The sequence below is a fragment of the Arthrobacter sp. FB24 genome, assembly GCF_000196235.1.
GTDB lineage: Bacteria > Actinomycetota > Actinomycetes > Actinomycetales > Micrococcaceae > Arthrobacter.
Window position 1 is genome coordinate 2,971,697 of sequence record NC_008541.1, and the last position, 23,841, is coordinate 2,995,537.

Genomic DNA, 23,841 nt, shown 5'->3' on the forward strand with positions numbered 1-23,841 from the left:
GACACCCAAGCGCTGGCCGTGACCCAATGGGGCCCATAACGCCGTCGACAAAAGGTGTGGGTCCATGAAAGCTCCCGGATTCCCCAAAAACTCCCCGGCAGCGCTGGCCGTTGCGCTGATGCTCGCCGTGGCAGGTTGCAGTGTCGGCCCGGCTCCAGGCCCGCCCGCTTCCTCTCCCGCGCCATCGGACACGCCGCCCAGCGCCACGGGGTCGGGCACCACGGACGTTACGCCCCCTGCTTCATCCGGTGGCGCACTGCAGCCTTTCGACCAGGCGGCGCTGGAGCAGACCTTCAAGGAGACCGCCCGGGAACTGCGTGTCCCTGGCGCGGTGATGCTGCTGCGGACCCCGGGCGGGACGGCCACATACACCTATGGCGTACGAAGCGTGGGCGGCGACGATCCCGTAACACCGGCGGACCATGTCCGGATCGGCTCCATCACGAAGACCTGGACCACCACCGTCATTCTCCAACTGGTCCAGGAAAAGAAGATCAAACTCGACGATCCGGTGGCCGCCTACCGTCCGGATGTGCCGGACGGCGCAAACATCACCATCGAACAATTGCTGACGATGCGCAGCGGACTCTACAACTACACGGAGGACCTTGAAGTCAACAAGGTCCTCGACACCGATCCCGGGAAAGTGTGGACCACGGATGAACTGCTCGCCGCAGCCTTCCGCCATCCGCCGTATTTCGCTCCCGGCGAGGGTTTCCACTATTCCAACACCAACACGGTGCTGCTCGGCCTGATCGCTGAAGCCCTGGACGGCAAACCGCTCTCATCGGCGTTCCGCGACAGGCTGTTCACCCCGCTCGGACTCAGCGGATCCGTGTTTCCGGATCAGGCGTCCAACGCAATTCCCGAACCGCATCCGCAGGGGTACATGTACGGGAACAACGTGCTGACCCTCGATGACCCGGCCCTCCCCGAGGACATGCAAAAGGCTGCAGCAGAAGGCACCCTGAAGCCCGTCGACCAGACAGCCATGAACGCCTCGTGGGCCTGGTCTGCCGGTTCCGGAATCTCCACGGCGGCGGACCTGGCAACCTGGGCGGAGGCCCTGGGCGGAGGGAAGGTCCTTGGGCCCGAGCTGCAGAAGCTGCGCCTGGACAGCCCCCGGCCGGTGAAGGCAGATGACCCGGGCGGCGCACTCTACGGGCTGGGGATCGCGAAGTTCGGCCAGCTGTTCGGGCACACCGGCGAACTGCCCGGTTTCAACAGCTTCGCGGGGCACGATCCGGCGAACAAGGTCACCCTCGTCGTTTGGACCAACCTGGCCCCGACGCCGGACGGCCGGGACCCCGTAACCACCATTGCCCGCACCCTAATCGGAAAGGTCTACCAGTAGCGCCTTCGCCTATTGCATTTGCGCAAGACGCGATATATCGTCTAACCATATTCACGATATATCGCAACTTGGAGGAACTGTGGACGAGAAAACCTGGACCGTCACCGGTCCGCAGACCATCGATGTCGACGGCGTAAGATCGCTCAAGCTCGGAATCATCCGTGGACGGTTCAACGTGATGACCCACGCCGAGGAGGTCACGCGGATCGAGGTGTCCGACATCCACGGGGACCCGTTGGCCGTGTCCCTGGCCAACGGGAGGCTTGAGGTGCGCCACCAGCTGCACGGGGCGCAGGGCTGGTTCAAGAACCTCATGGGCACCGTCAACAACAGCAGCACCAACTCCGTGGTCATCAGCATCGCACTGCCGGCCGGAGTGGAAGTGGAAGCCGGCACCGTCAGCGGCGACGGCCTGGTCTCGCGTATCAGCGGCCACACGAAGCTGAACACTGTCTCAGGCTCCGTCATGGCGGACAACACCGCCGGCGAGCTCCATGTCAATACCGTCAGCGGCGAAGTCATCGCCCGGAACCACGAAGGCGTCCTCACCGCCAAGAGCGTCTCCGGCGAAGTGACGGCGTCCGGCCGGTTCAGCAACATCCGCGCAAACACAGTCAGCGGAGACATGAGTTTTGACCTCCAGGGATTCACGCACGACTTCGGGGCCAACTCCGTCTCCGGCGACCTCACCATCCGGCTGCCCCACGACGTCGGAGTGGACATCGTGGCCAAATCCGCCAGCGGCGCCGTGGTCATCGACGACCAAAGGTACATCCAGCCCAGCGGCAAGATCCAGACCATCGCCGGCCCTGACGCGCAGCTCATGATCGTTCGGACCAACTCCGTCTCCGGAAAGACCTCCATCATCCACAGCAAGTCGCCCGCGGACGCCGAAACGGAGGCCTAGATGCCTCCCGTCTTCGCCCATGGAGCGCTTCGACTCTATCTGCTTTCTCTTCTGGAGTCCGGCCCCAAGCACGGCTACGAACTCATCAAAGCCCTCAGTGAGCGCTTCGGCGGGACCTACTCCCCCAGCGCCGGAACCATCTATCCGCGGCTCGGCAAGCTGGAAGAAGAGGGGCTCGTGGCCACCGAGGCAGCCGGGCGCCGCACCAACTACCGCATCACCCCGGCCGGACTGGTGGAGCTCAACCGGCGAAGGGATGAACTCGCCGGCGTCGAGAACGACATCTCCGATTCCGTACGCCGGCTGGCCGACAACCTCCGGGAGGACATCCGGGCCAACATGCGCGGGCTCCGGGCCGATCTTGCCGCCACCGCAGAAGCCGCCAGGTCGGCTGCGCGTTCCGCAGCGTTCCCAGACCGCGGCAGCCGGCATACCCCCGAAGGCGACCGGACGATGAAGGAAGCGGAAATGCTGATTCAGGCTTTCAGGGACGACCTCCGGGTTGAGCTTCGGGTACGGTCCGGCGCAGAACCCATCAGCGGCGTCACTCTCGAAACGATCCGGATGGTCCTCGACCAGGCCCGGATTTCCATCCGCAACTCCCTGAACGCCGACAGTCACTAACCGGGCCTGGTTCGCGGCCAGTCGCGTGATGTGGGAGACTTGAGGGCAGCTCTTTTGAGTACCAAGATTAAGGAGGCCAGCTATGAGCAAGCGTGCACGTAAACGTCGTGACCGTAAGCGTGGCGGCGCGAACCACGGGAAGCGCCCCAACACCTAAGCTACGGTTTGGAATATGAGCTTGAAAGCGAAGGGCCCCGGAAACCACATGGTTTCCGGGGCCCTTCGTCGTGAAAATGCCCCGAGGGTCAGGACGGGCCGCCGTGAGGCAACGCCTATAGGGGAAGCTATGCCTCGACGGGGCGGATCGCGTGGATCCGGTCCAGGATGGCACTCTTCAGGTTCTCCGGGGCGGCCTCCGTACAGGATCGCTTAACCACCTTGCGAATGACGCATTCGAGATCGTACTCCTCAAGGCACTCCGGGCAACCGTCCAGGTGATCCTTGATCTCGGCGATGTCGCTGTGTGTCAACGCACCGTCCAGGTATTCGTAAATACGTTGCATCCGGGCGTCGTCGCAATCGCCCAGTCCCTGGCAGTCGCTCATTTCCTGTTCTCCTGTTTTGTGCTTTCGGCCGCTGCGCCGGTTTCGGTTGCGGCTTTGAAACCCCGCTCTGCGGCGTAGTCCCCGAGCATGTCGCGCAGCATTTTGCGGCCGCGGTGAAGCCGGGACATCACAGTGCCGATGGGGGTGTTCATGATGTCTGAGATTTCCTTGTAGGCGAACCCCTCCACGTCGGCGAAGTACACCGCCAGGCGGAACTCTTCCGGAATTGCCTGCAGTGCCCGCTTAACATCGGAATCGGGAAGGTGGTCCAGTGCCTCCGCTTCGGCGGAGCGGAGCCCTGAGGAAGTGTGCGATTCCGCCCGGGCCAGCTGCCAGTCTTCAATGGTGTCCGAATTCGACTGCAGGGGCTCGCGCTGCCTCTTGCGGTAGAGATTGATGTACGTGTTGGTGAGGATCCGGTAAAGCCACGCCTTGAGGTTGGTTCCGGGCTTGTACTGATGGAACGCGGAGAAAGCCTTTGTGTACGCCTCCTGCACCAGATCCTCAGCGTCGGCAGGATTCCGCGCCATCCTCATGGCAGCTGAATACAGCTGGTCGACGTACTGCATGGCGTCGCGTTCAAACCGCAGCCTGCGCTGCTCAGAGGTCTCGGAGACAACGTCCACCTCAGCCTCCGGCTCCGCGGCTTCCAGCCCGGCGTCGGGGCGTACCCCGCCGTCCTTGCTGTCCCCGGCGTCCGCCGGACGCTCGCTGATGGTCTTGGCGTCGTTTCCGGCAGCCTCATATATGGCCGCAACGGCCGGATCAATGGTGCTCATTGCCTTCAAGTCTACTGTGACGCGTCGCGAAGCTCCCGGCGGGCGTCCGCCGGCCTCATCTCCGCGTCCGGAGAACTCCGGTGGCGCAAGGAGTTCCACGCCGTCCCTAACCAATGTCAAAGCTCCATCTCCGCTCTGTGTCCTTGTAACCGGCCCTGTGTAGCTGTGTCGGCGTCCGCGTTGGGGGCGTGCCGGCGCACCAGGCCGAAGCGTGCGGCGTTCGCCAGCGCCCGAGGCCGCGGACAAGTACCTTCCCCACCCACTGGGACCTGCTTTTCACAACCACGGCCGGCGGGCAAATATTCCGCAAAAGTGCAAGACTAGAACCGGTTCCCCCGCAGAAGTCCAGCGGCTCGTCCACCCAGGAGGAAATTCATGTCGTTTGTCCGTATTCTCGCCCGCCCCATGCTGGCCTCCAGTTTCGTTCTCGCCGGCCTGGACAAGCTCAAGAACGCGGATGACACTGCGACGCAGCTGTCCCCCCTGCTCCGCCGGGCAGCGGAGTCCCTTCCCTTCGCCACGAACGAAAAGGTCCTGGCCCGCGTCATCGGCGGCACCCAGGTGGGTGCAGGAGTGCTTTTCGCCCTTGGCAAGTCGGCACGGCTCGCCGCGTCCGTCCTTGCGGTCATTTCCGCACTGAACGCCTTTGTCGAGTGGCGCAGCGCGGACATCACCACCAAGGAAGGCCGGGATGCGCGACGCACCCAGCTGCTGAAGAATGTCACCCTCACGGGCGGGGTGCTGCTTGCATCCGTGGACACCGCGGGCAAGCCGAGCCTTGCCTGGCGGGCCGAGCACCTGGCTGCCGATGCCCGCAAGGGTGCCAGCCACCTGGCCGCTGACGCACGGAAGACCACCACCAAGAAGCTCAAGAAAGCCGACAAGGCGGTCCGCAAGGCCGTGGACCACGCAGTGAAAGCATAGGCACGAATGACAGGCACCGCCCCCACCGAGTCAGCTACTTCAGGACCCGTTGCCGACGTGCCGCACTGGCCGGCACCGTTCGCCGAAGCGCCCGTCGACGCCACGGTCACCGTCCCGGGCTCCAAGTCCCTCACCAACAGGTATCTGGTTCTTGCGGCCCTGGCCGATGGGCCGTCCCGTCTGCGGGCACCCCTGCATTCGCGCGACTCGGCCCTCATGATCGAGGCCCTCCGGCAACTGGGAGCCGGTATCAGGGAAGTTCATAGCGACGGCGCGTTCGGGCCCGACCTTGAGGTCACCCCCCTCCGTGCCGACGCCGCGGCGACCGATGCCGCCATCGACTGCGGACTCGCCGGAACAGTCATGCGCTTTGTTCCGCCGGTGGCTGCGCTCCGCAACGGGGCGACAGTCTTCGACGGCGATCCGCACGCCCGCAAGCGGCCGATGGGCACCATCATCGAGGCACTGGCCGCCCTCGGCGTCGACGTCCGCGCTGCGGACGGGACCCCGCCGTCGGCTCTTCCCTTCACAGTGGCGGGCAGTGGCCACGTACGGGGCGGCCATCTGGTGATCGACGCAAGCGCCTCTTCGCAGTTCGTGTCGGCGCTGCTCCTGGTGGGCGCGCGTTTCACCGAGGGCCTGCACCTTGAGCACGTGGGCAAGCCGGTCCCCAGCCTGGACCACATCAACATGACCGTCGCCGTGCTGAGGGAAGTCGGCGTGTCCGTCGACGATTCCGTCCCGAATCACTGGGTTGTAGCGCCGGGCCGCATCCGGGCCTTCGATCGCCGCATCGAGCAGGACCTGTCGAATGCCGGGCCGTTCCTCGCCGCCGCGCTGGCGACCCGCGGCACGGTCCGCATTCCCAACTGGCCCTCCCCCACCACGCAGGTCGGCGACCTTTGGCGCAGCATCCTGACCGCGATGGGCGCCACGGTCACGCTGGACAACGGCACACTCACCGTCACGGGCGGCCCCGAAATCACGGGGGCGGACTTTGCCGACACCAGCGAACTTGCACCGACAGTGGCCGCGCTGTGCGCACTGGCCACGGGTCCGTCGCGGCTGACCGGCATCGCGCACCTCCGCGGCCACGAAACGGACAGGCTAGCCGCACTCGTCACGGAGATCAACCGCCTCGGCGGCGATGCCGAGGAAACTTCCGACGGCCTGGTGATCCGGCCCGCGAAGCTCCATGGCGGCGTCGTGCACAGCTACGCGGACCACCGCATGGCCACCGCAGGGGCCATCCTGGGCCTCGCCGTTCCCGGCGTGGAAGTGGAAGACATCGGCACTACGTCCAAGACCATGCCGGACTTTCCGCAACTTTGGGAATCCATGCTGACACAACAGCCGGGCCGGCAGACGGAACAGGCCCGTGGGGCGTAGCACCGGTTCCTGGGACGAGTCCGATATCCGGATCCGCCCCAACAAGAAAGGCTCGCGTCCCCGGACCAAGGACCGGCCCAGCCATGACGACGCCGTGACCGGCCGGATCATCACGGTGGACCGCGGGCGCTATACGGCGGTGGTGGGCGAGGACAGCGGGAACGAGCGCACGGTGATTGCCGCGCGCGCCCGTGAACTGCGCCGTTCGCCCGTGGTCGCGGGGGACTTCGTGTCCCTGGTGGGAGATGTTTCGGGGGCACCGGACACGCTTGCGCGGCTCGTGAAGATCCAGGACCGCCGCACGCTGCTGCGGCGCAGCGCCGATGACACGGACCCCATCGAGCGGGCAGTGGTGGCGAACGCTGACCAGCTTGTGGTGGTGGTTGCCGCCGCCAATCCGGAACCGCGCACCGGCTTTATTGACCGCGCCCTGGTGGCGGCATACGACGCCGGGATTGAGCCGTTGCTGCTGGTCACCAAGGCGGACGTCAAGGATCCCACGGAGCTCCTGTCCAACTACCGGCACCTTGATTTCCCCGTGATCATCAGCCGGACAGCCGACGCCGCGGCCTCCGGAATCGATGCACGCTCCGATGACGGACTCTCGGCACGCCTGGACAGCGACGCTGTCTCGCAGCTGCGGGCGCACCTCAACGGCAAGGTCACCGTGATGCTCGGGCATTCCGGCGTAGGGAAGTCCACCATGGTCAATGCCCTGACGGGTGCTGAGCGGGCCACGGGAGGCGTCAACGCCGTCACCGGCCGGGGGCGGCACACGTCGTCGTCGGCGCTTGCCCTGCGGATCAGTGACGCGCCCGCCGGAAGCTGGATCATTGATACGCCCGGCATCCGCTCCTTCGGCCTTGCCCACGTGGATCCCGACCGGATCCTGCGCTCGTTCCCCGATCTGGAACCCGGCACGGATGCCTGCGAACGCGGCTGCAAGCACGATGCCTCCGCCGTCAACTGCGGTGTGGACGCCTGGGTGGCCCAAGGACACGCGGGCCCGTCCGGTGCAGCGCGCCTGGCGTCCCTGCGTCGGTTGCTCGGCACAGACCCCCGGATGGAAGCACAGGATGCCAAGGAACTCGGCATCGTTTCGTGACATCCCGGCCGGCCGGCCACAGAGACGGTAGTTTGGAACCATGACCCAACCCGCTTCGAGCTACAACGATGACCTGCGCCTCGCCCATGTCCTGGCCGACTCTGTTGACTCCCAGACCATGAGCCGCTTCAAGGCGCTGGACCTTCAGATTGAAACCAAACCGGATCTGACGCCGGTAACGGATGCTGACAAGGCCGCTGAAGAATCCATCCGCGGCCAGCTCTCCCGTTCCCGTCCGCGAGATGCCGTCCTCGGTGAAGAGTTCGGCAGTTCCGGGCATGGTTCCCGCCGCTGGATCATCGACCCGATCGACGGCACCAAGAACTTCGTCCGCGGCGTGCCGGTGTGGGCTACCCTGATCGCCCTCGTGGATGAGGGCGAGCCGGTGGTGGGCCTGGTCAGCGCGCCCGCCCTGGGCAAGCGCTGGTGGGCCGCGAAGGGGGCGGGTGCCTACATGGGACGGTCGCTTGCGGCTGCCACCAGGCTGAAGGTTTCGAACGTCTCCAGGCTGTCTGACGCGTCCCTCTCCTATTCGAGCCTGGGCGGCTGGAAGGAACGCGGCAACCTGGACGAATTCCTGGGGCTCACTGAAGAGGTCTGGCGGACCCGCGCCTACGGTGACTTCTGGTCCTACTGCATGGTGGCCGAGGGATCGGTGGACATCGCCTGCGAGCCGGAGCTGAACCTGTATGACATGGCGGCGCTGGTGCCGATCGTCACCGAAGCCGGCGGACGCTTCACCTCACTTGAGGGAGTGGACGGCCCCTTCGGCGGCAACGCCCTGGCCACCAATTCAATCCTTCATTCAGAGGTCCTCAAGCGGCTGAACCCGGAACTGGACGACCTCCTCTAACGCGCGCCCCGCCCCCGGCGTCGGGCCCGGAGCCAAGAGGTTCCGTCGCGGGCGCACCCCGGCAGGCACATTCAAGAGCGTGCCGAATAAACAACGGCGGATGCCCTCCTTAGGGGGTGTCCGCCGTCGTTATATTCGGCGCCGGCCCCCTTCTTCCGCCGCGCGTAACAAAGAGCTTAACAATCGCCCTGACTTTCCCGCGGCGCGGTGAATGTCCTAATCTCGAAACAGGTCACGAGTGCCAGCGCTAAACCCCGGTTTGCTGGCCGGCAACCCTCCATTCGCGGTGGGGTGCCCCGGGTGACGACCAGGCCGGTCCGGAACGGACCCGGCAAGCGCGGATCCCCGGAGTGCGGGGTCCCTTTACAGTGAGGTCCCCATGACTACTGCCACTTTCCCCGCAAACACCGCAACCACGTCCACTGCAGGCCTTCTGGACCCGCGGTTCACCGTCGCCCAGCGCCCCCTCTCCGCCGTTACCGGCGCGGAGATCCAGGCTCCGCTGATCCAGGGCGGCCACGTCCGCTACGCGAACCTGGACTACGGCGCATCGGCCCCGGCGCTGTCCGTTGTCTCGGCCTACCTCAACGAGATCCTGCCGTACTACGCCAGCGTGCACCGCGGCGCGGGCTATGCCTCGCAGATCAGCACGTCGGTGTACGAAAATGCCCGGGACATCGTCCGCGGGTTCGTGGGCGGCAGGGCGGACGATTCCGTCATCTTCACCCGGAACACCACGGACTCACTGAACCTGCTGGCCGGATGCCTGCCGGTGGCCGACGGCCGCCACATCGGCGAAGTGCTGTACCTCGACATCGAACACCACGCCAACCTGCTCCCCTGGCAGGGCGTCCCGCACCGGAGTGTTGTGGCCGCCCCGACGCTCAGGGCCACCCTGGAGAACCTGCGTTCCGAGCTCCGGCACGGTGACATCAGCCTGCTGGCCGTTACGGGCGCCTCCAACGTCACCGGCGAAATCCTCCCCATCCGCGAGCTGGCCGCACTGGCTCACGAACACGGCGCAAGGATCGTTGTGGACGCGGCGCAGCTGGCCCCGCACCGCCGCATCGACATCGCCGCGGACGACGTCGACTACCTCGCCTTCTCAGGCCACAAGCTGTACGCGCCGTTTGGCAGCGGAGTCCTCGTGGGCCGGCCGGACTGGCTCGACGCCGGGACGCCCCACCTCGCAGGCGGCGGAGCCGTACGTGAGGCGCGGCTGGACTCCGTTAGCTGGACCACCGGGCCGGCACGTCATGAAGGCGGCTCACCGAACGTCCTCGGGGCCGCCACCCTGGCCCGGGCCACCCAGGTTATCGGCGCCCTGGACCAGGAACTGTGGCACGCCCATGAGACGGCCATCCGGTCCTTCCTCGTTGAGGGACTGCGGAAGATCGACGGCGTCGCTGTCCACCAGATCTTCAGCGACACGGATGACACCATCGGGGTGGTCAACTTCTCCGTCGCCGGCTACGACGCCGGCCTCGTCGCGGCCTACCTGTCCGCCGAACATGGCGTGGGCCTCCGGGACGGCCGCTTCTGCGCCCACCCGCTGCTGAAGCGGCTGGGACTGCCGTCAGGCTCATTGCGGGCAAGCTTCGGCGTCGGCTCCCGCTTGGAGGATGCCCAGCGCCTGCTCGCCGGGATCGAGGAACTTCGCCGGACCGGCCTCGGCTGGGACTATGTCGTGGACTCGGGCCGCTGGGTGCCTGCCAACGACACCCGCAGCTACCCGGACTGGGCACCCAACACTCCAGGCACCGCCGGCGCAGCGCCCTGCACCGAAGACTGAGGGTGCGGCGTGTGCGGTAAATTCGAGGGGTAAGAATTCCAGCCTGCCCGAAGGAGACTGCACGTGGCACGGGGAGGCCCCAAACTGCACCACCAGCGCCGCTACGAGCTCGGCCGGAGTTTCCAGGACGGCGGCGAACACTATGACCGGGTCCGTCCCGGCTATCCCGCCGATTCCGCGGACTGGCTGCTCCGAAGCGTCGGCACGGTAGCCGGCGCGTCCAGCGCCGCTGACATCGGCGCCGGGACGGGAAAGTACACCGCTTTACTGGTGCAGCGCGGCCTGGCTGTCACCGCAGTGGATCCGTCACCGGACATGCTCGCCCAACTCCGGCTGGCCCTTCCGGGGGTTCCTGCGACCGAGGGCACCGCGGAGGCCACCGGACTCCCGGACTCCGCGTTCGACGTCGTCACCGTTGCCCAGGCATGGCACTGGTGCGATCCCCGCCTGGCCAGCACCGAACTGTCCCGCATTCTCCGTCCGGGAGGCGTGCTGGGGCTGATCTGGAACCAGCTGGATACGTCGGTCCCGTGGGTCCACCGGCTTTCCCGGATCATGCATGCCGGCGATGTGCACAAGCCGGACTTCCGCCCCGCGGTCGGGCCGGAGTTCGCCGGACTTGAGAGCCACCTGACGCGCTGGGAAGACCCCGTGACCACTGAGGACATCGTCGAACTGACAAAGTCCCGCAGCTACTACCTCGCCGCCGGAGAAAGCATCCGGGCCAAAGTCCGCGCCAACCTGGACTGGTACCTGCACGAGCACCTGGCACACTCCGCCGCGGACGTAATCGGACTCCCCTACCTGACCCAGACCTGGCGGGCGTTCAAGGCATGAGTCCCGTAGCCAAAGCGGTAGGCTTGGACTCGTGAAGACCGGCGCACCCTCCTCCTCGATCGAGGACTACGTCAAGGTCATCTACTCCTTCACGGAGTGGCAGGACAAACCCATCACATCCTCGCAGTTGGCCCTGCGGCTCGGCGTCGCCAACTCCTCGGTCTCGGAAATGGTCCGCAAACTCAAGGACCAGGGCCTCGTTGACCACAAGCCCTACAGTGCCATTACGCTCACGGCCGACGGCGTCCGGCTCGCGCTCTCCATGGTGCGTCGCCACCGCCTCATTGAGACCTACCTCGTGCAGGAGCTCGGCTACAGCTGGGACGAGGTCCATGACGAGGCCGAGCTCCTGGAGCACGCGGTGTCTGACACGTTCATCGAACGGATGGCCGGAAAGCTGGGCAATCCACTACGAGACCCGCACGGTGATCCAATCCCGGCGGCCGACGGTACGGTCCACATGCCGCACGCGCACCGGATGAGCGAACTCGACGAGGGTCATACAGGCCGCATTACCCGGATCAGCGACGACAATCCCGAGCTCCTGCGCTATCTATCCGCGCAGGAAATCGACCTGGACGCCGACATCGAAGTGCTGGGCCGGAAACCGTTTGGCGGAGCCCTCGTAGTCAGGATCGGCTCCGCAGGCGCAGACCGCGAGTTCGATCTCGCCGACGAGGTGTCGTCAGCGCTGTGGGTGTACAGCGAATCCCGCCACGCCGGATGCCGGCTGGCGGATGTCTGAAGGGGCGCCGCCTGAATGAGTGCTGCCAGTATCCCGGGCTGGCGGGCGTGGGCGGCGGTGGCTGTCGGGGCGCTGGCAGGCACAGAACTCCGCTATGGCCTGGGCGTCCTCTTTCCGGACGCTGCCGGCGCGATCCCCTGGACCACGTTGGCAATCAACGTGTGCGGAAGCTTCGTCCTGGCCGCCCTCACCACGTTGTGGATTGCCCGCCCCCGGACAGCCTTCTGGCTCAGGGCGGGGATCGGTCCGGGGCTGCTGGGATCCTTCACGACCTTCTCGGCCGTGGTCTTTTCCATTGACCAGCAGGCACGTGCCGGACAGCACGTAACCTGGCTGATCTACCTCGCACTCTCCCTGGTGCTGGGGCTTGCCGCGGCCGCTGCAGGCTGGAAAGCCGGCAAGGCCCTGAGCGACCGGACGGCAGGAGCCTCATGACGGCGCTTCTGGTGGGCATCTTCGGCGTTGCGGGGGGCCTGCTCAGGTTTGCCATCGACACCTGGTTCGCGCATCGGGCGGGGACCCGCCGGCACTGGCCCTGGGCAACGCTGGTGGTCAATGTCACCGGTTCACTGGTCATCGGCCTGTCCGTCGGTGTTACCGGCCGGCTTGGGCTCGGCGAAGAATGGCATGCGGCCATCGCCACCGGACTGGCCGGCGGGCTCACCACGTTCAGTTCCTGGACCACCGCCACCATCCGGCTCGTCAGTGAGGTGCGGTACCAGGCTGCGGCCCTCAACGTTGCCGTCAATCTCGTGGCCGGGCTCTCCGCCGCAGCCGTGGGAATCGCCCTCACCGGCTGAGGGCGCATGGCTGACTGTGGGTGGATGCCGCACCCCCGCCGTCGTGAATCTGAGGCGGCCCGGCGTCCCGTATCGTTAAACGATGGTTACGCGACGTGAAGCAGCTCAGATCCTCGACATTCCCCTGGAAATGGCGCACCGTCACGGTATTCCCGCCCGGCTGTCGGACGCCGAACTGACCGAACTGTTGGACAACCCTCCGGCCTGGCTCATCCAATCAAAGGCCAACCGGACCGGCAAGCGGCCTGTCTGGGTCCAGCTGACCTGTGCCGTGTGCGGTTTCTCGGAGGCTGCCCGGCCGAAGAAGTGGTGGCCGCCGTTCACGTACGTCTGCTGCGTCCATCACGCAGCGGCCGACCTTCCGCCGGTGCTTCCGGGGCTTGTGCGCAGTGAGTACGAGGGAATCGGCAGCCGGTTTGTCGGCATAGTTGACGTTGAAGTGCCCGTTTCGTAGGCCAGTTACATTCGTGGCAAAACAGGCGTACCTTACAAGCACGGGGCTTATTCAAGGCCCCGAGGTAAGGGAGGGGCGACATGCCTGACAAATCGCCGCACCGGCAGGTCACCAAGAAATCGGACAAGACCATCAAGCAAAAGAGGGCCGACAAGAAGTCCAAGCATGATCTGGACACCCACGTGGACCCCGTGGCGCACATCAAGAAGCGCTGACCCCGAGGCCACGGACGGCCGCTGGAGAATGCAGTAACGGTGCAAAAACAAAAGGCCGGAAGCTTTCGCTTCCGGCCTTTTGCACGGGGTGGAACTGCGTTGCCGCCGTCCCGATGGTGGAGATGGGGGGAATTGAACCCCCGTCCGATGTCGTGTTGTCAGGGCTTCTCCGGGCGCAGTTTGCGTCGGATTTTCTCGGCCCCAGCTATCCTGCAAACAAGTAGCTGATCCGGGCCCAGTCATCTAAGAGTCCCGTTCACCCCAATGACGAAGGTAAACAGCAGTGGCTATCTTAATGACGCCAGGAACCGGGACGATAGCAATCCCGGGCTGACGGACTGTCTTACTGCTTAGGCAGCGAGAGCGAAGTCAGTGCGCGTTTGTTTGGCACTTATTGTTTTGCAGACAGCGTTTACGAGATAATTCTGCATCCTCGGCCCGCTTCACCTGTCGCGACTAACATCGTCGAAACCGATCATCCCCGTATTTTGTTACCAAACCGGTGAGGCTCGTTGCCGAATCCTTGCGGATTCCGCGCCGTTCCTTCCCGGACACCAATCATAACGCACTGCGGTCCGGATTCATTCCCGGCGGCCCGCAGGCGGCCCGCGGCAGGTTCAGCCGCGGTTCCTTTCGCGCATGACGCGCAGCGCTTCGCGCTTGTCCTGCTGCTCGCGTAGGGTCTGCCGCTTGTCGTATTCCTTCTTACCGCGGGCGACGCCGATCTCCACTTTCGCCTTGCCGTCCAGGAAATACAGCTGGAGCGGAACGATGGTGAAGCCGGATTCACGGATCTTGTGGGAGATCTTGGTCAGTTCCTCACGGTGCAGGAGCAGCTTGCGCCGCCGGCGGGCGGAATGGTTCGTCCAACTCCCCTGGTTGTACTCGGGGATATGGATTCCCTCCATCCACAGTTCGTCGTTGTAGAACGTACAGAACCCGTCGACCATGGAGGCATGGCCCTCTCGCAGGGACTTCACTTCCGTCCCCATCAGGGCGATGCCGGCCTCGTAGGTGTCGAGGACATGGTAGTCATGCCGGGCCTTCCGGTTGGTGGCCACTACCTTACGGCCACTTTCTTTCGGCACGGTGGAACTCCTCAGCTCTTAGTCTGGATGGTTGCCCCCGGCCGTGGCGGCCTGGGGCTATTCAATTCTACGGCAGGCCCGGTCCTGCCGTCGGTACCGGCCAGCGCCCGACCACGCCGGCCCGTTAGAGCCGGCCTGTCAGAGCAGGACCATGGGGTCGACGGCCTGGCCATTGAGCCACGTCTCGAAGTGCGAATGGCAGCCGGTGGAGTTGCCGGTTGTTCCGGAGTACGCAATGAGCTGTCCCTGGCTGACCTGCTGGCCCACAGAAACCACCACGCTGCTGTTGTGGTAATAGATGGTGGTCAACGAGTTCCCCTGGACCACGCCATGCGAAATCTTGACGTTATTGCCGCCGCCGTCGTTGCTCCATCCGGCTGAAACAATAGTTCCGGCCGCCGGGGCGTAGACGGGGGTCCCGCAACTGGCACCGAAGTCGATGCCCGTGTGCATGTATCCGCCGGAGCCGTAGAAGTCGACGGTGCCGGGCGGGGTGGCGCGCCACCCGAACCCCGAGGTGATCGGGACGTCGGCCGAGAACGGGTGCCGCAGCCCGAAAGCCGAGGGCGGCCCGACCTGGGGGACGTAGGGCTGGGCTGCCTGACCGGCGGCCCTTGCCGCGGCCGCGGCTGCTTCAGCGATACGGCGCTGTTCGGCTTCCCACGCTTCACGCAGTTTCCGGTCACGTTCGACGATTTCAGCGGCCACGGCGTCCTGGGCGGCCTGGACCTTGGAGAGCTGGTTCTGGATGCCCGGCTTGGCAGCCTGGAGCTCGTTGTTGATACGGGTGGTGTCAGCGATCAGCTTGTCCACCTGTTCCTTCTTGGCGGCGGCTTCGTCCCGGGCCGCCTTCTCCTTGGCCAGCGCGGCATCTGCCTTAGCTTTAAGATCCTTGATCTCCGCCTCAACCGCCTGAAGGCGCGCCTGCGAATTGACGTTGGTTGCATTCTGCTGGGAGAGCTTGTCCATCGCGGAGTTCTGGCTTCGCATGGCCTGGTCTGCGAGGTCCATGGTGTCCGTCAGGCTGCCGCCGCTTTTGGATCCAAAGAAGAGCGTGAGGTTCGAGGGGACGCCGCCGGACTTGTAGGCCTGGGTGGCGATTTGGCCGATGAGCTTCTTGGTGTCAGCGATCTTCTGTTTGTCGGTTTCAAGCTGCTGCGTAATCTTGGCTTTGTTCTGCTGCGCCAGATCCACACGTGCCGCGAGTGCTTCGACTTCCTTCACTGCACTCGCAACCCGGCCCTGCGCCTCGAGCAATGCCTGCTGCGCGGCAGGTAGCTGGCCTTGGTAGATCACCAGGTCCCCGGCGGCCTTGGCAATCTTGGCGTCCACAAACTCAAGGGACTGCTGTACGCGGGCCGCCTCAGCTTCAAGTGCAGCCTGTTTGTCTTCCAGCTCGTCCGCGAAGGCCACAGGGGTGGAGGCGCCCAGGCTCGCGGCAAGGATCAGTGCCAGGGCGGCGCTGACAATGCGGCTGCCCTTCCCCGCGGTCCGGTGCCGGCGGGCCTTGCGGTCCAGTTCTGTCATGGTCATTCCTTCGTTGGTATGCACAGCCTAGACCCGCAAATATCTACGTAAGGTCAAGAGAGACGAAATTCCAGCCAAAGTTGCGCCCAGCCCGATCAGCGCCGGCGCGAGGATGAGAGTCTGCGCCGGAGAAATGAATGCCGTGTCGGGGTACTGCTTTGACATGTACTCGCCAAGGAAGAAATGGGCCACGGCCCAGAGCGTGCCCGAGGCCAGCGCCGCACCGATCACGGCGGCAATGACACCCTCAAGAATGAACGGCAACTGAATGACCGTCTTGGAAGCCCCGACCAATCGCATGATCCCGGTCTCCCGACGCCGGCTGAACGCAGAGAGGCGGATGGTGGTGGCAATGAGCAAGATGGCGCAGACAATCATGACGCCGGCAATGATGACTGCTACCAGGGACGCCGCGTTCATCACCGAGAAGAGCCGTTCCAGGACCTGGCGCTGGTCAATCACGGTCTCGACGCCGGGCTGTGAGGAGAACGTCTCACTGATGATCTGGTACTTTTCCGGATCCTTCATATTGATGCGGAAAGAGGCGGGCAGCTGGTCCGGCGTCACCGAGTCGACGATCGGTGAGTTGGAGAACTGCTCCTTGAAGTGCCTGTAGGCATCGTCTTTGGACTCGAACTGGAAGTCATTGATGTATTGCGCCACGGCGGGCGATTCAAGCAGCGTGCGGAGGTTTTCCTGCTGCTCCGGTGTCGCCGTCCCGGTGGCACAGCCGGCCGCGGTCGAGCCGTCGCCGCAGAGGAAGATGGCCACCTGGACTTTGTCGTACCAGTAGCCCTTCATCTGGTTGATCTGAAGCTGCAGCATCCCGGCTGCACCGACGAATGTCAGCGACACGAAGGTCACCAGGATGACCGACACCACCATGGACAGGTTGCGCCTCAGGCCGCTGCCGATCTCGCTGAGGATGAAAGCCAGCCTCACAGTGCCTCCCCCGCCTGGGAGGAGGCGGATCCGTCGCCGGTGTCCGCAGCGGAGCCATCCGGACGCCCGCTGGCGTCCTTGAAACGCCGCGACTGCCCGACCACCGGAATCATAGAGGTGTACAGGGCCCGTGCTTCGTCACGGATGACAACACCGTTCCGGAGTTCCACCACACGCTTGCGCATTTCATTGACGATGTCATCGTCGTGAGTGGCCATGACAACCGTGGTGCCATTCTGGTTGATCTTGTCCAGGACGCCCATGATGCCCATCGACGTCGTGGGGTCAAGGTTTCCGGTGGGCTCGTCCGCCAGGAGGATCCCTGGCCGGTTCACCACGGCGCGGGCGATCGCCACACGCTGCTGCTCACCGCCGGAAAGTTCATGCGGCATACGGTGTTCCTTGCCTTCAAGGCCTACGGTCTTGAGGACTTCCGGGACCGTATCCCGGATGATGCTGCGGCTCTTGCCGATGACCTGCATGGCGAACGCAACGTTCGCGAAGACATTCTTCTGCGGCAGCAGCCGGAAGTCCTGAAACACGACGCCGATGCCCCGGCGCAGCCGCGGCACACGCCAGCTTGAAATGTTCGCAACGTTCTGGCCGGCAACGTAGACGGCGCCGGATGTGGCCCGGTCTTCCTTGAGTACCAGGCGAAGGAAAGTTGATTTACCGGAACCGGAGGCGCCCACGAGGAACGCAAACTCACCACGGTCGATTTCAAGGTTGACAGAGTCCAGCGCAGGCCGGGCTTTCTGGTCATAGACCTTGGTGACATTCTCGAAACGGATCATTGCCCTAAGAACCCTGCAGGACATGGCTGATGGAGCCCCGTACTGCAGCCGGCGCACGGGCTTTCTTTTGGGGGAAGTAGAGCTCCGGCTCCTCGACTATACGCACGGACACCTGCAGAAAAGCTGGAGTCCCGGGGCGTGTCGCAGGATTTCAGCCACCGAATGGACGTCCTGGCGGGGTGGCAGCCCTAGTTGGCGGCGTTCCGGTTGTCTGTGCGCCAGCGGATGCCGGCATCAATGAAGTCATCGATTTCACCGTCAAACACGGCCGAGGTGTTGCCGACTTCGTGCTCGGTCCGGAGGTCCTTGACCATCTGGTACGGGTTCAGCACGTAGGAGCGCATCTGGTCGCCCCACGATGCCTTGACGTCACCGGCGAAGGCCTTCTTTTCCGCGTCTTCCTGCTCCTTCTTGAGAAGAAGGAGCCTGGACTGGAGTACGCGCAGGGCAGCGGCCCGGTTCTGGAGCTGGGATTTTTCGTTCTGCATCGACACGACTGTCCCGGTGGGAATGTGGGTCAGGCGCACCGCGGAGTCAGTGGTGTTAACCGACTGGCCGCCGGGGCCGGAGGACCGGAAAACATCCACGCGGATTTCGTTGTCCGGGATGTCGATGGAGTCCGTCTGCTCGATCAGCGGAATGACTTCCACGGCCGCGAACGACGTCTGGCGGCGCCCCTGGTTGTCGAAGGGACTGATCCGGACAAGACGGTGAGTACCGGCTTCGACACTCAGCGTGCCGTAGGCGTAGGGGGCGTTGACCTCGAAGGTGGCGGACTTGAGTCCCGCTTCTTCGGCATAGGAGGTGTCCATGATGGTGGTCGGGTAGCCGTGGCGTTCCGCCCAGCGCAGGTACATCCGGAGCAGCATCTCGGCGAAGTCCGCGGCATCCACTCCGCCGGCGCCGGCACGGATGGTCACCACCGCTTCACGTTCGTCAAACTCACCGGATAGCAGCGTCACCACTTCAAGGTCCTTCAGCGATTTACGGATGGACTCCAGCTCCGCTGCGGCTTCGCCCATGGAATCGGCGTCGTCCTCGTCCTGTCCGAGTTCCACCAGGACTTCGAGGTCGTCAATCCGGGAGACCAGCGTGTTGAGGCGTTCGAGTTCGCTCTGCCGGTGGGAGAGCCTGGAGGTAATCTTCTGCGCGGCTGCCGGGTCGTCCCAGAGGTTGGGCTCCCCTGCCCGCTCGCTCAGTTCGGCGATGTCTTCCTTCAGCTCCTCAACATTCGAGACGTTTTCGATGGAGGAGTAGGTGGCGCGCAATGCGCGGATTTCTGCGGAAAAATCTATTTGAGCCATGGTTGTTAAAGCCTACGCCATCCTTCCAAGCCGCCCCGCACCGCTACCGGACGAGCCTGGAGCGTGCTGTGGATGTCGCCTCGATCCTGATTCCGTCCGGGATAAGGAAGTTCACGATCGGAGGATGCACCTCGGCACTGAGTACAACGACGGCGGTGGAACCGTCCGGACTCCCGGTCTCGGGTGCGACGGCAAGACCGTCGAACCTGCCGTAGGTGCCGTTCCTGCTCAGATAGTCCGCGGCAATGCTGCGCACCCGCCCGCCGCTAAGCACCGCGGACGGGCCGCCGCCGTCCGTCTCGACCTGGCCCAGTGTGTAGCTGTCCGCCGCGGCTACGGACGCCCCGTCCGCCGCGGACAACAGCTTCTTGTGTTCCAGGTACAGGGAGGACGCCGCCAGCACTGCGGAGGTGACCAGAAGCGCCAGGAGAATGTAGCCGATGATCAGGACCATCATCTGTCCGTCCTCGCCGCCCTGATCACCGTCCCGGTACTGATTTCTCACCGGAATCGCCCCACAACTTGGGTGGCCGAGGCGTCCAGCCGGCTTGCGTTGAGCTGAAACGAGTCGCTGAAGGGTACAAAGGGCAAGGGGACTGTCAGGTGGACAGTAACCGTGACGGCAGACCCCGGGGCGAGGCAGTCCGAGGGCTGGCAACTCGTTTCCATGCGCGCATTGTCCGCCGGATGCCCGTAGTCCGCGAGCGCGAGCATGACTGCCTGTTCCGCTGCCGCGCGGCCGCTTTCTGCATCGGGCTGTGCCACGTAAACCTTTGCGGCCTGGTCGGCCGCACCGACCACGGCGAAGGCACCGCCCTGGATCTGCCCCACGGTAATGATGAAGTACACGAGCGGGACCATCAGGAGAAGGGCGAGGAACGTGAATTCGACGACGGCACTCCCCCGCTCCCCGGGAGTAGCATTCGTGCATGAGGCCTCGTCCGTGCATGAGGCCTCGCGGAATCGGCGTGTCAGGAAGGCGTGAGCCTTACGGCTGGATGGCAGCATGGCCTTTGACCTCCAGTGCCTCCCGGGGACCGATCAGGCCGATCACGGGCAGAGGGGCCCTGACTGTCACTTCGAGGGCCCGGACGCCCTGGTACGTAACTTCGGAGGTGCTCACCTCCTGGGCGAAGTCTGCGTTGAGCGCGATTCCGATTAGTTCGCCCGTGCGGTCCTTGGCATCTGCCGCATTCCGGTCGGCGAGTGTGCCGTACCTCGCGCCCGACGCCGCAGCGTCGATCAGGGTGTTGCGTACGTGCAGCACGAGCGTCAGCTGGATCACCGCCAGGAAGAACATCGTGAGGAGCCCGCCGACCAGGACGAAATCCACAACGGCGGAGCCCCGTTCCCTCACGGATGGGTCACCGCGCCCCATCGGCTTTTCCGCCGCCCGGCAAGGCGCAGGCTCCCCTGCCCGGCAAAGCGCATCGTCCGCCGCCCGGAGCCCTGCGCTCATGTGCTAATTTCCGACCTTGTCCATGGCCTGATTGAACAGCCCCTCCAGGGCTGGTCCGGCCAGGGCCAGCAGCGCAGCCACCAGCACTGCCGACATAAGCGTGATCATCACCCAGCCCGGCACATCCCCTCTTTCCGGATGGTCCGTGCTCCGGTGCAGCTTCCCGCCGCCACTGCCGATGAACACGGCCGTTGACCGGACCAACAGTGCGATGGTGTGGATCACAACCAGGGCGCGGATTCCGAGGTGTTTCATCGAGCTTCCATTCTGTAGTTCTGGCTGGTATTTTCCCGGCAGTCCGGGTGGTCTGGACTCGGTCATAGTCCCAGGCTGATGGCGGCGAGTCCGGGAAACACTGCAAAAATGACGGTCAACGGCAGGACACCAAACACCAGCGGCACCATCATGGCGATTTCTTTCTTTCCGGCCGATTCCATCAGGTCGCGTTTGGCGGTGTCACGGACATCCTGCGCCTGGGCGCGAAGGACGTCCGCCAGAGGTGTCCCCCGTTCAACTGCCACGATGATCCCATCGACGAACCGCACCAAGGGTCCCAGGTCGGTCCGTGCGGAGAATCGCTGCAGCGCTTCGACGAGCGGCTTTCCGGCCCGGGTTTCGCCAAGCACCAGCTCAAATTCCCTGGCGAGTTCGCCGTGTGAGCTGCGGCAGACGCGGTCCAGCGCTCCCGTGGCACTTTCCCCTGCGCTGACGGCGAGTGCCATCAACTCCGCGAGGCTCGGGAACTCTGCCATCATGAGCTTTTCCCGCCTCTTGATCTGGGAGCCCAGGCAGTAATCCCGGAAAAGGAACCCTCCGAGGGCACTGCCCAGAACGGCGACAACGGCGAAGAAAGGATTGAACTGTCCTGATGCGGCTCCTACCAGGATCAGACCGGTGGCGAGCACGAACCCCAGCACTGCCCAGAGCAGTTGCTCGGCCCTGAAGTCGACGACAGACTTTCGGACGCCGGCCTGGGCCAGCCTGCGGCTCAGCGCCGACGAGCCCAGGTTGAATCGCGCCAGGACCGAGAGCCCCTCCTTCAGCATTGGGCGCAGTATGAGCTCCAGAGGCCCGAAGGGGGTGAGGTTGTCTGTGGAGGCCAACAGCAGCTTGGATTCCAGGTTTTGCGACTTCAGTTGCGGTTCGATACGTTCGGCAAAGCTCATTGGCCTCATGAACGGCAACCTCGCAATCAGGAGCCAGAGGCCGGCTCCGAGCAGGAGTCCGCAGATCACGGCAACAGCGGCGGGCGACGTCATCTCAGGACCCGTTGGTCCTCAGGCAGCGCACCGATCCGCAACATAACGGAGTAGCAGATGGTGGAAACCACCAGTCCGCCGAGAAGCACTGCCGCCCCGGTCGCGGTGTTGTAGGCGGCGACCGCTTCGGGCCGGGTGGCTAACAGCACCATGACGATCCAGGGTGCAGCTACTGCAAGCCGTGCTGCATTCACCGTCCAGGACTGCCGGGCCTCCAGCTCGCTTCTGGTCCGCGCGCTTTCCCGCAGGAACTCGCCCAGGGTTCCCAACAGGCGGCCCAGGTCGGAGCCGCCCACCTCCCTCGTGAGCCTGAGGGCTTCCACAATCCGGTCGGCGACGGGGTCTGCAAGCCGTTCCTTGAGCCTGTTGAGGGCTGGATCGAACTGGCCGCCGGCGCGGTAGTCGGCCCCAAAATCCCGAAATACGTGCCGCAGCTCCTCGGGCCCCTTCTCACCCAGTTGGATCAGCGCCTCCGGCAGGGACAGCCCTGCCCTGATCGCGGACCGAAGATGGTCAACGACGTCAGGCCACAACTGACGCAGGGTGGCCGTGCGTTTGCGGGCCCGCCATCTGACGACGGCCATTGGGAGCCATCCTCCAAACAGGCCGAAGCAGGCGGAGATGGGCCAGGACCTGGTCACCGCGAAGAAAACGATGCTGACGAACGCCGCCACGCCTACGCAAGTGGATACCAGGCCGAGCCCGGACACGTTCTCAATCCCGGCAGCGCGCAGCAGGTCCTGCAACCGGCTGGACTGCGGACGCCGCTTAGCGGCCTGGGGCTGTTCCCAGGCCGACCACCAGATGAGGAACAAACCCGCGCCCAAAACCACCCCCAGCATCGGCGCCATTAGCGGACCTCCAGCAGGGCTGCAACGTCAAATCCTGCACCGGCAAACTTCTCGACGGCAGGCATGGAGTTTGCTTTGGGTTGCAGCTGGCCGTCGGTCATCGCAAAGACCATGGACGATTCGATGATGCCGTTTTCCACGCGCCGTCCGAGTGACAGAATTTCCGTCACCTGGCGCCGGCCGTCCCCCTGTCGGCTGCAGTGGACCACCAGGTCAATGCACGAAGCGACGGTCGGCACCACAAAAGCACTTGAGATGTTGTCGCCGGCCAGGAGCGGAAGGGTGCACAGCTTGGTGACGGCGTCATGTGCCGAGTTGGCGTGGACTGTGCACATGCCGGGAAGCCCCGAATTAAGCGCGATCAGCATGTCCAGGCTTTCCGCCTCACGGACCTCTCCCACCACCAGGCGGTCCGGCCGCATCCTGAGGGCTTCCTTGACGAGCCTTCGCAGCGGAATCTCGCCTTCCCCCTCCAGATTGGGCTGCCTGCACTGCAATCCGACGACATCGCGCAACGGAAACTGCAGTTCGAAGATCTCCTCGACCGTAATGACGCGCTCCCGGGCACCGATGCTGGCAGCCAGGCAGTTCAGCATGGTGGTCTTCCCGGCCTGCGTCGCCCCGGAGACCAGGATATTGAGTCCGCTGGCCACTGCAGCGCCAAGGAACCGGGCCGCCTGCGGAGTCAGGGTGCCCAGCTCCACGAGATGTTCGAGCCGGCTCGCCTTGACCACGAACTTGCGGATGTTGACCGCCCAGTGTCGCCGCGTCACATCAGGAATGACGACGTGCAGCCGGGATCCGTCCGGGAGGGCCGCATCCACAAACGGCGAAGACATATCAAGCCGGCGCCCCGAGCTTTTCAGCATGCGTTCCACCAGGTCCCGCACCTGCTGGTCCGAGAGACTAAGCGAGGTGAGTTCGGATTCGCCGTTGCGTGCCACGTAGATTTCGTTGGGTGCGTTGAGCCAAATTTCTTCGATGGTAGGGTCATCCAACAGAGGCTGCAACGCACCGAAACCGGCCACGGCGTCGTAGACATGCCGACGGGCGGACTCCAGCGGGCCGATCGGCGGAAGCGGCCCCATCAATGCGCGTTCGTCATAGTCGCTGACGGCTGCCTCGACCAGGCGCCTGACCTCGCCGGCCTGCCGCAAAGGGTCCAGACCGCGCCGCCGGATCAGCTCGCGAACCTCGTCCTCCACGATTCGAACAGCATCCATGCGTTCCCCCAAACGACTGCCGCCCCCGGCTGAGGCAGTACAACTGCGTTAAAGCTAAAGGAGCATACACA

General features: G+C 64.6%; 29 protein-coding genes, 1 other RNA gene and 1 riboswitch. Of the genes, 15 read left to right on the top strand and 15 right to left on the bottom strand.

The genetic code is table 11. From position 1 onward, the window contains the following. Positions 1-64 precede the first annotated feature (64 nt). The 4 genes from ARTH_RS13445 (at position 65) to ARTH_RS24550 (ending at position 3,042) form a co-directional block, all read left to right on the top strand. Entirely contained in the window at positions 65-1,354 is a 1,290-nt protein-coding gene (locus ARTH_RS13445) for a serine hydrolase domain-containing protein (protein WP_011692488.1), read from the top strand. Positions 1,355-1,433: 79 nt separating this feature from the next. Next, complete coding sequence (locus ARTH_RS13450) at positions 1,434-2,261, top strand: DUF4097 family beta strand repeat-containing protein (protein ID WP_011692489.1); 828 nt, start codon at positions 1,434-1,436, stop codon at positions 2,259-2,261. Then, entirely contained in the window at positions 2,262-2,885 is a 624-nt protein-coding gene (locus ARTH_RS13455; protein WP_011692490.1) for a PadR family transcriptional regulator, read from the top strand. It begins immediately after the preceding gene. Between the two features lie 82 nt (positions 2,886-2,967). Then, entirely contained in the window at positions 2,968-3,042 is a 75-nt protein-coding gene (locus tag ARTH_RS24550) for a 50S ribosomal protein bL37 (RefSeq protein ID WP_369299106.1), read from the top strand. 127 nt (positions 3,043-3,169) lie between these two features. On the opposite strand, the gene rsrA is transcribed toward ARTH_RS24550, so the two are convergent. Together rsrA and ARTH_RS13465 are read right to left on the bottom strand one after the other, a co-directional pair. Further along, the gene (rsrA, locus tag ARTH_RS13460; protein ID WP_011692491.1) at positions 3,170-3,430 is read right to left on the bottom strand and encodes a mycothiol system anti-sigma-R factor; all 261 of its coding nucleotides are present in this window, start codon (positions 3,428-3,430) and stop codon (positions 3,170-3,172) included. Further along, positions 3,427-4,209, bottom strand: a complete 783-nt coding sequence (locus tag ARTH_RS13465; protein ID WP_011692492.1) for a sigma-70 family RNA polymerase sigma factor — start codon at positions 4,207-4,209, stop codon at positions 3,427-3,429. The genes rsrA and ARTH_RS13465 overlap by 4 nt, the downstream gene beginning before the upstream one ends. A 375-nt stretch (positions 4,210-4,584) precedes the next feature. Here ARTH_RS13465 and ARTH_RS13470 point away from each other — a divergent pair, with 375 nt between their 5' ends. From ARTH_RS13470 to ARTH_RS24415, 11 genes are all read left to right on the top strand, one after another. Next, positions 4,585-5,133: a DoxX family protein gene (locus ARTH_RS13470; RefSeq protein ID WP_011692493.1), complete on the top strand. Its 549-nt coding sequence runs from the start codon at positions 4,585-4,587 to the stop codon at positions 5,131-5,133. A 6-nt stretch (positions 5,134-5,139) separates the two neighbouring features. Then, complete coding sequence (gene aroA, locus ARTH_RS13475) at positions 5,140-6,522, top strand: 3-phosphoshikimate 1-carboxyvinyltransferase (protein WP_011692494.1); 1,383 nt, start codon at positions 5,140-5,142, stop codon at positions 6,520-6,522. Then, positions 6,512-7,627 carry a ribosome small subunit-dependent GTPase A gene (gene rsgA / locus ARTH_RS13480; protein WP_011692495.1) on the top strand — a complete coding sequence of 372 codons (1,116 nt, stop codon included), beginning with the start codon at positions 6,512-6,514 and terminating at the stop codon, positions 7,625-7,627. Before aroA ends, rsgA begins: the two co-directional genes overlap by 11 nt. Before the next feature lie 40 nt (positions 7,628-7,667). Then, entirely contained in the window at positions 7,668-8,480 is an 813-nt protein-coding gene (gene hisN / locus ARTH_RS13485) for a histidinol-phosphatase (RefSeq protein ID WP_011692496.1), read from the top strand. A gap of 230 nt (positions 8,481-8,710) precedes the next feature. Beyond that, a riboswitch (SAM riboswitch) is annotated at positions 8,711-8,824 on the top strand. A gap of 35 nt (positions 8,825-8,859) precedes the next feature. Continuing rightward, positions 8,860-10,272 (top strand): aminotransferase class V-fold PLP-dependent enzyme, encoded by a 1,413-nt coding sequence (locus ARTH_RS13490; protein WP_011692497.1) that lies wholly within the window; start codon positions 8,860-8,862, stop codon positions 10,270-10,272. A 63-nt stretch (positions 10,273-10,335) separates the two neighbouring features. Further along, on the top strand, positions 10,336-11,109 hold the full coding sequence (locus ARTH_RS13495; RefSeq protein WP_011692498.1) for a class I SAM-dependent methyltransferase: 774 nt from the start codon (positions 10,336-10,338) through the stop codon (positions 11,107-11,109). A gap of 31 nt (positions 11,110-11,140) precedes the next feature. Beyond that, positions 11,141-11,854, top strand: a complete 714-nt coding sequence (locus ARTH_RS13500; RefSeq protein WP_011692499.1) for a metal-dependent transcriptional regulator — start codon at positions 11,141-11,143, stop codon at positions 11,852-11,854. Positions 11,855-11,869: 15 nt separating this feature from the next. Then, positions 11,870-12,289, top strand: a complete 420-nt coding sequence (locus tag ARTH_RS13505) for a fluoride efflux transporter FluC (RefSeq protein WP_011692500.1) — start codon at positions 11,870-11,872, stop codon at positions 12,287-12,289. Further along, a complete protein-coding gene (locus ARTH_RS13510) occupies positions 12,286-12,654 on the top strand; it encodes a fluoride efflux transporter FluC (protein ID WP_011692501.1) in 369 nt (122 codons plus the stop codon). Before ARTH_RS13505 ends, ARTH_RS13510 begins: the two co-directional genes overlap by 4 nt. A gap of 82 nt (positions 12,655-12,736) precedes the next feature. Next, positions 12,737-13,108 carry a hypothetical protein gene (locus ARTH_RS13515; RefSeq protein ID WP_011692502.1) on the top strand — a complete coding sequence of 124 codons (372 nt, stop codon included), beginning with the start codon at positions 12,737-12,739 and terminating at the stop codon, positions 13,106-13,108. Between the two features lie 80 nt (positions 13,109-13,188). Then, positions 13,189-13,323, top strand: coding sequence for a hypothetical protein (locus ARTH_RS24415; protein WP_011693993.1), 135 nt, complete (start codon positions 13,189-13,191; stop codon positions 13,321-13,323). Between the two features lie 114 nt (positions 13,324-13,437). On the opposite strand, the gene ssrA is transcribed toward ARTH_RS24415, so the two are convergent. From ssrA to ARTH_RS13575, 13 genes are all read right to left on the bottom strand, one after another. Continuing rightward, positions 13,438-13,806, bottom strand: a transfer-messenger RNA (tmRNA) gene (gene ssrA / locus ARTH_RS23330). A gap of 134 nt (positions 13,807-13,940) precedes the next feature. Continuing rightward, positions 13,941-14,411: an SsrA-binding protein SmpB gene (gene smpB / locus ARTH_RS13520; protein WP_011692503.1), complete on the bottom strand. Its 471-nt coding sequence runs from the start codon at positions 14,409-14,411 to the stop codon at positions 13,941-13,943. Positions 14,412-14,549: 138 nt separating this feature from the next. Beyond that, positions 14,550-15,938, bottom strand: a complete 1,389-nt coding sequence (locus ARTH_RS13525) for a peptidoglycan DD-metalloendopeptidase family protein (RefSeq protein WP_043429885.1) — start codon at positions 15,936-15,938, stop codon at positions 14,550-14,552. 27 nt (positions 15,939-15,965) lie between these two features. Continuing rightward, complete coding sequence (gene ftsX, locus ARTH_RS13530; protein ID WP_011692505.1) at positions 15,966-16,880, bottom strand: permease-like cell division protein FtsX; 915 nt, start codon at positions 16,878-16,880, stop codon at positions 15,966-15,968. Further along, positions 16,877-17,674 (bottom strand): cell division ATP-binding protein FtsE, encoded by a 798-nt coding sequence (gene ftsE / locus ARTH_RS13535; protein WP_043429887.1) that lies wholly within the window; start codon positions 17,672-17,674, stop codon positions 16,877-16,879. Before ftsE ends, ftsX begins: the two co-directional genes overlap by 4 nt. Positions 17,675-17,862: 188 nt before the next feature. Next, the gene (gene prfB / locus ARTH_RS13540; RefSeq protein ID WP_011692507.1) at positions 17,863-18,978 is read right to left on the bottom strand and encodes a peptide chain release factor 2; all 1,116 of its coding nucleotides are present in this window, start codon (positions 18,976-18,978) and stop codon (positions 17,863-17,865) included. Positions 18,979-19,021: 43 nt separating this feature from the next. Then, complete coding sequence (locus tag ARTH_RS13545) at positions 19,022-19,435, bottom strand: pilus assembly protein TadG-related protein (RefSeq protein ID WP_011692508.1); 414 nt, start codon at positions 19,433-19,435, stop codon at positions 19,022-19,024. Positions 19,436-19,479: 44 nt separating this feature from the next. Further along, positions 19,480-19,986: a hypothetical protein gene (locus ARTH_RS13550; protein WP_011692509.1), complete on the bottom strand. Its 507-nt coding sequence runs from the start codon at positions 19,984-19,986 to the stop codon at positions 19,480-19,482. Further along, positions 19,967-20,356 carry a TadE/TadG family type IV pilus assembly protein gene (locus ARTH_RS13555; protein ID WP_043429889.1) on the bottom strand — a complete coding sequence of 130 codons (390 nt, stop codon included), beginning with the start codon at positions 20,354-20,356 and terminating at the stop codon, positions 19,967-19,969. The genes ARTH_RS13550 and ARTH_RS13555 overlap by 20 nt, the downstream gene beginning before the upstream one ends. A gap of 84 nt (positions 20,357-20,440) precedes the next feature. Continuing rightward, the gene (locus tag ARTH_RS13560; protein ID WP_043429891.1) at positions 20,441-20,692 is read right to left on the bottom strand and encodes a hypothetical protein; all 252 of its coding nucleotides are present in this window, start codon (positions 20,690-20,692) and stop codon (positions 20,441-20,443) included. Positions 20,693-20,754: 62 nt separating this feature from the next. Further along, on the bottom strand, positions 20,755-21,696 hold the full coding sequence (locus ARTH_RS13565) for a type II secretion system F family protein (protein ID WP_011692512.1): 942 nt from the start codon (positions 21,694-21,696) through the stop codon (positions 20,755-20,757). Then, entirely contained in the window at positions 21,693-22,547 is an 855-nt protein-coding gene (locus ARTH_RS13570; protein WP_011692513.1) for a type II secretion system F family protein, read from the bottom strand. Before ARTH_RS13570 ends, ARTH_RS13565 begins: the two co-directional genes overlap by 4 nt. Then, complete coding sequence (locus ARTH_RS13575) at positions 22,547-23,770, bottom strand: CpaF family protein (protein WP_011692514.1); 1,224 nt, start codon at positions 23,768-23,770, stop codon at positions 22,547-22,549. Before ARTH_RS13575 ends, ARTH_RS13570 begins: the two co-directional genes overlap by 1 nt. Positions 23,771-23,841: the final 71 nt, after the last annotated feature.

Bases quoted from the DNA above. Each gene is read 5' to 3' on its own strand.
- hisN (WP_011692496.1), top strand. From the start codon at position 7,668: ATGACCCAACCCGCTTCGAGCTACAACGATGACCTGCGCCTCGCCCAT.
- ARTH_RS13510 (WP_011692501.1), top strand. From the start codon at position 12,286: ATGACGGCGCTTCTGGTGGGCATCTTCGGCGTTGCGGGGGGCCTGCTC.
- ARTH_RS13550 (WP_011692509.1), bottom strand. From the start codon at position 19,986: ATGCTGCCATCCAGCCGTAAGGCTCACGCCTTCCTGACACGCCGATTC.
- ARTH_RS13560 (WP_043429891.1), bottom strand. From the start codon at position 20,692: ATGAAACACCTCGGAATCCGCGCCCTGGTTGTGATCCACACCATCGCA.
- ARTH_RS13455 (WP_011692490.1), top strand. From the start codon at position 2,262: ATGCCTCCCGTCTTCGCCCATGGAGCGCTTCGACTCTATCTGCTTTCT.
- ARTH_RS13515 (WP_011692502.1), top strand. From the start codon at position 12,737: ATGGTTACGCGACGTGAAGCAGCTCAGATCCTCGACATTCCCCTGGAA.
- rsrA (WP_011692491.1), bottom strand. From the start codon at position 3,430: ATGAGCGACTGCCAGGGACTGGGCGATTGCGACGACGCCCGGATGCAA.
- ARTH_RS13445 (WP_011692488.1), top strand. From the start codon at position 65: ATGAAAGCTCCCGGATTCCCCAAAAACTCCCCGGCAGCGCTGGCCGTT.
- ARTH_RS13505 (WP_011692500.1), top strand. From the start codon at position 11,870: ATGAGTGCTGCCAGTATCCCGGGCTGGCGGGCGTGGGCGGCGGTGGCT.
- ARTH_RS24415 (WP_011693993.1), top strand. From the start codon at position 13,189: ATGCCTGACAAATCGCCGCACCGGCAGGTCACCAAGAAATCGGACAAG.
- ARTH_RS13570 (WP_011692513.1), bottom strand. From the start codon at position 22,547: ATGGCGCCGATGCTGGGGGTGGTTTTGGGCGCGGGTTTGTTCCTCATC.
- ARTH_RS13545 (WP_011692508.1), bottom strand. From the start codon at position 19,435: ATGATGGTCCTGATCATCGGCTACATTCTCCTGGCGCTTCTGGTCACC.
- ARTH_RS13465 (WP_011692492.1), bottom strand. From the start codon at position 4,209: ATGAGCACCATTGATCCGGCCGTTGCGGCCATATATGAGGCTGCCGGA.
- ftsE (WP_043429887.1), bottom strand. From the start codon at position 17,674: ATGATCCGTTTCGAGAATGTCACCAAGGTCTATGACCAGAAAGCCCGG.
- aroA (WP_011692494.1), top strand. From the start codon at position 5,140: ATGACAGGCACCGCCCCCACCGAGTCAGCTACTTCAGGACCCGTTGCC.
- ARTH_RS13470 (WP_011692493.1), top strand. From the start codon at position 4,585: ATGTCGTTTGTCCGTATTCTCGCCCGCCCCATGCTGGCCTCCAGTTTC.
- ARTH_RS13525 (WP_043429885.1), bottom strand. From the start codon at position 15,938: ATGACAGAACTGGACCGCAAGGCCCGCCGGCACCGGACCGCGGGGAAG.
- prfB (WP_011692507.1), bottom strand. From the start codon at position 18,978: ATGGCTCAAATAGATTTTTCCGCAGAAATCCGCGCATTGCGCGCCACC.
- ARTH_RS13555 (WP_043429889.1), bottom strand. From the start codon at position 20,356: ATGGGGCGCGGTGACCCATCCGTGAGGGAACGGGGCTCCGCCGTTGTG.
- ARTH_RS13565 (WP_011692512.1), bottom strand. From the start codon at position 21,696: ATGACGTCGCCCGCCGCTGTTGCCGTGATCTGCGGACTCCTGCTCGGA.
- ARTH_RS13490 (WP_011692497.1), top strand. From the start codon at position 8,860: ATGACTACTGCCACTTTCCCCGCAAACACCGCAACCACGTCCACTGCA.
- ARTH_RS13575 (WP_011692514.1), bottom strand. From the start codon at position 23,770: ATGGATGCTGTTCGAATCGTGGAGGACGAGGTTCGCGAGCTGATCCGG.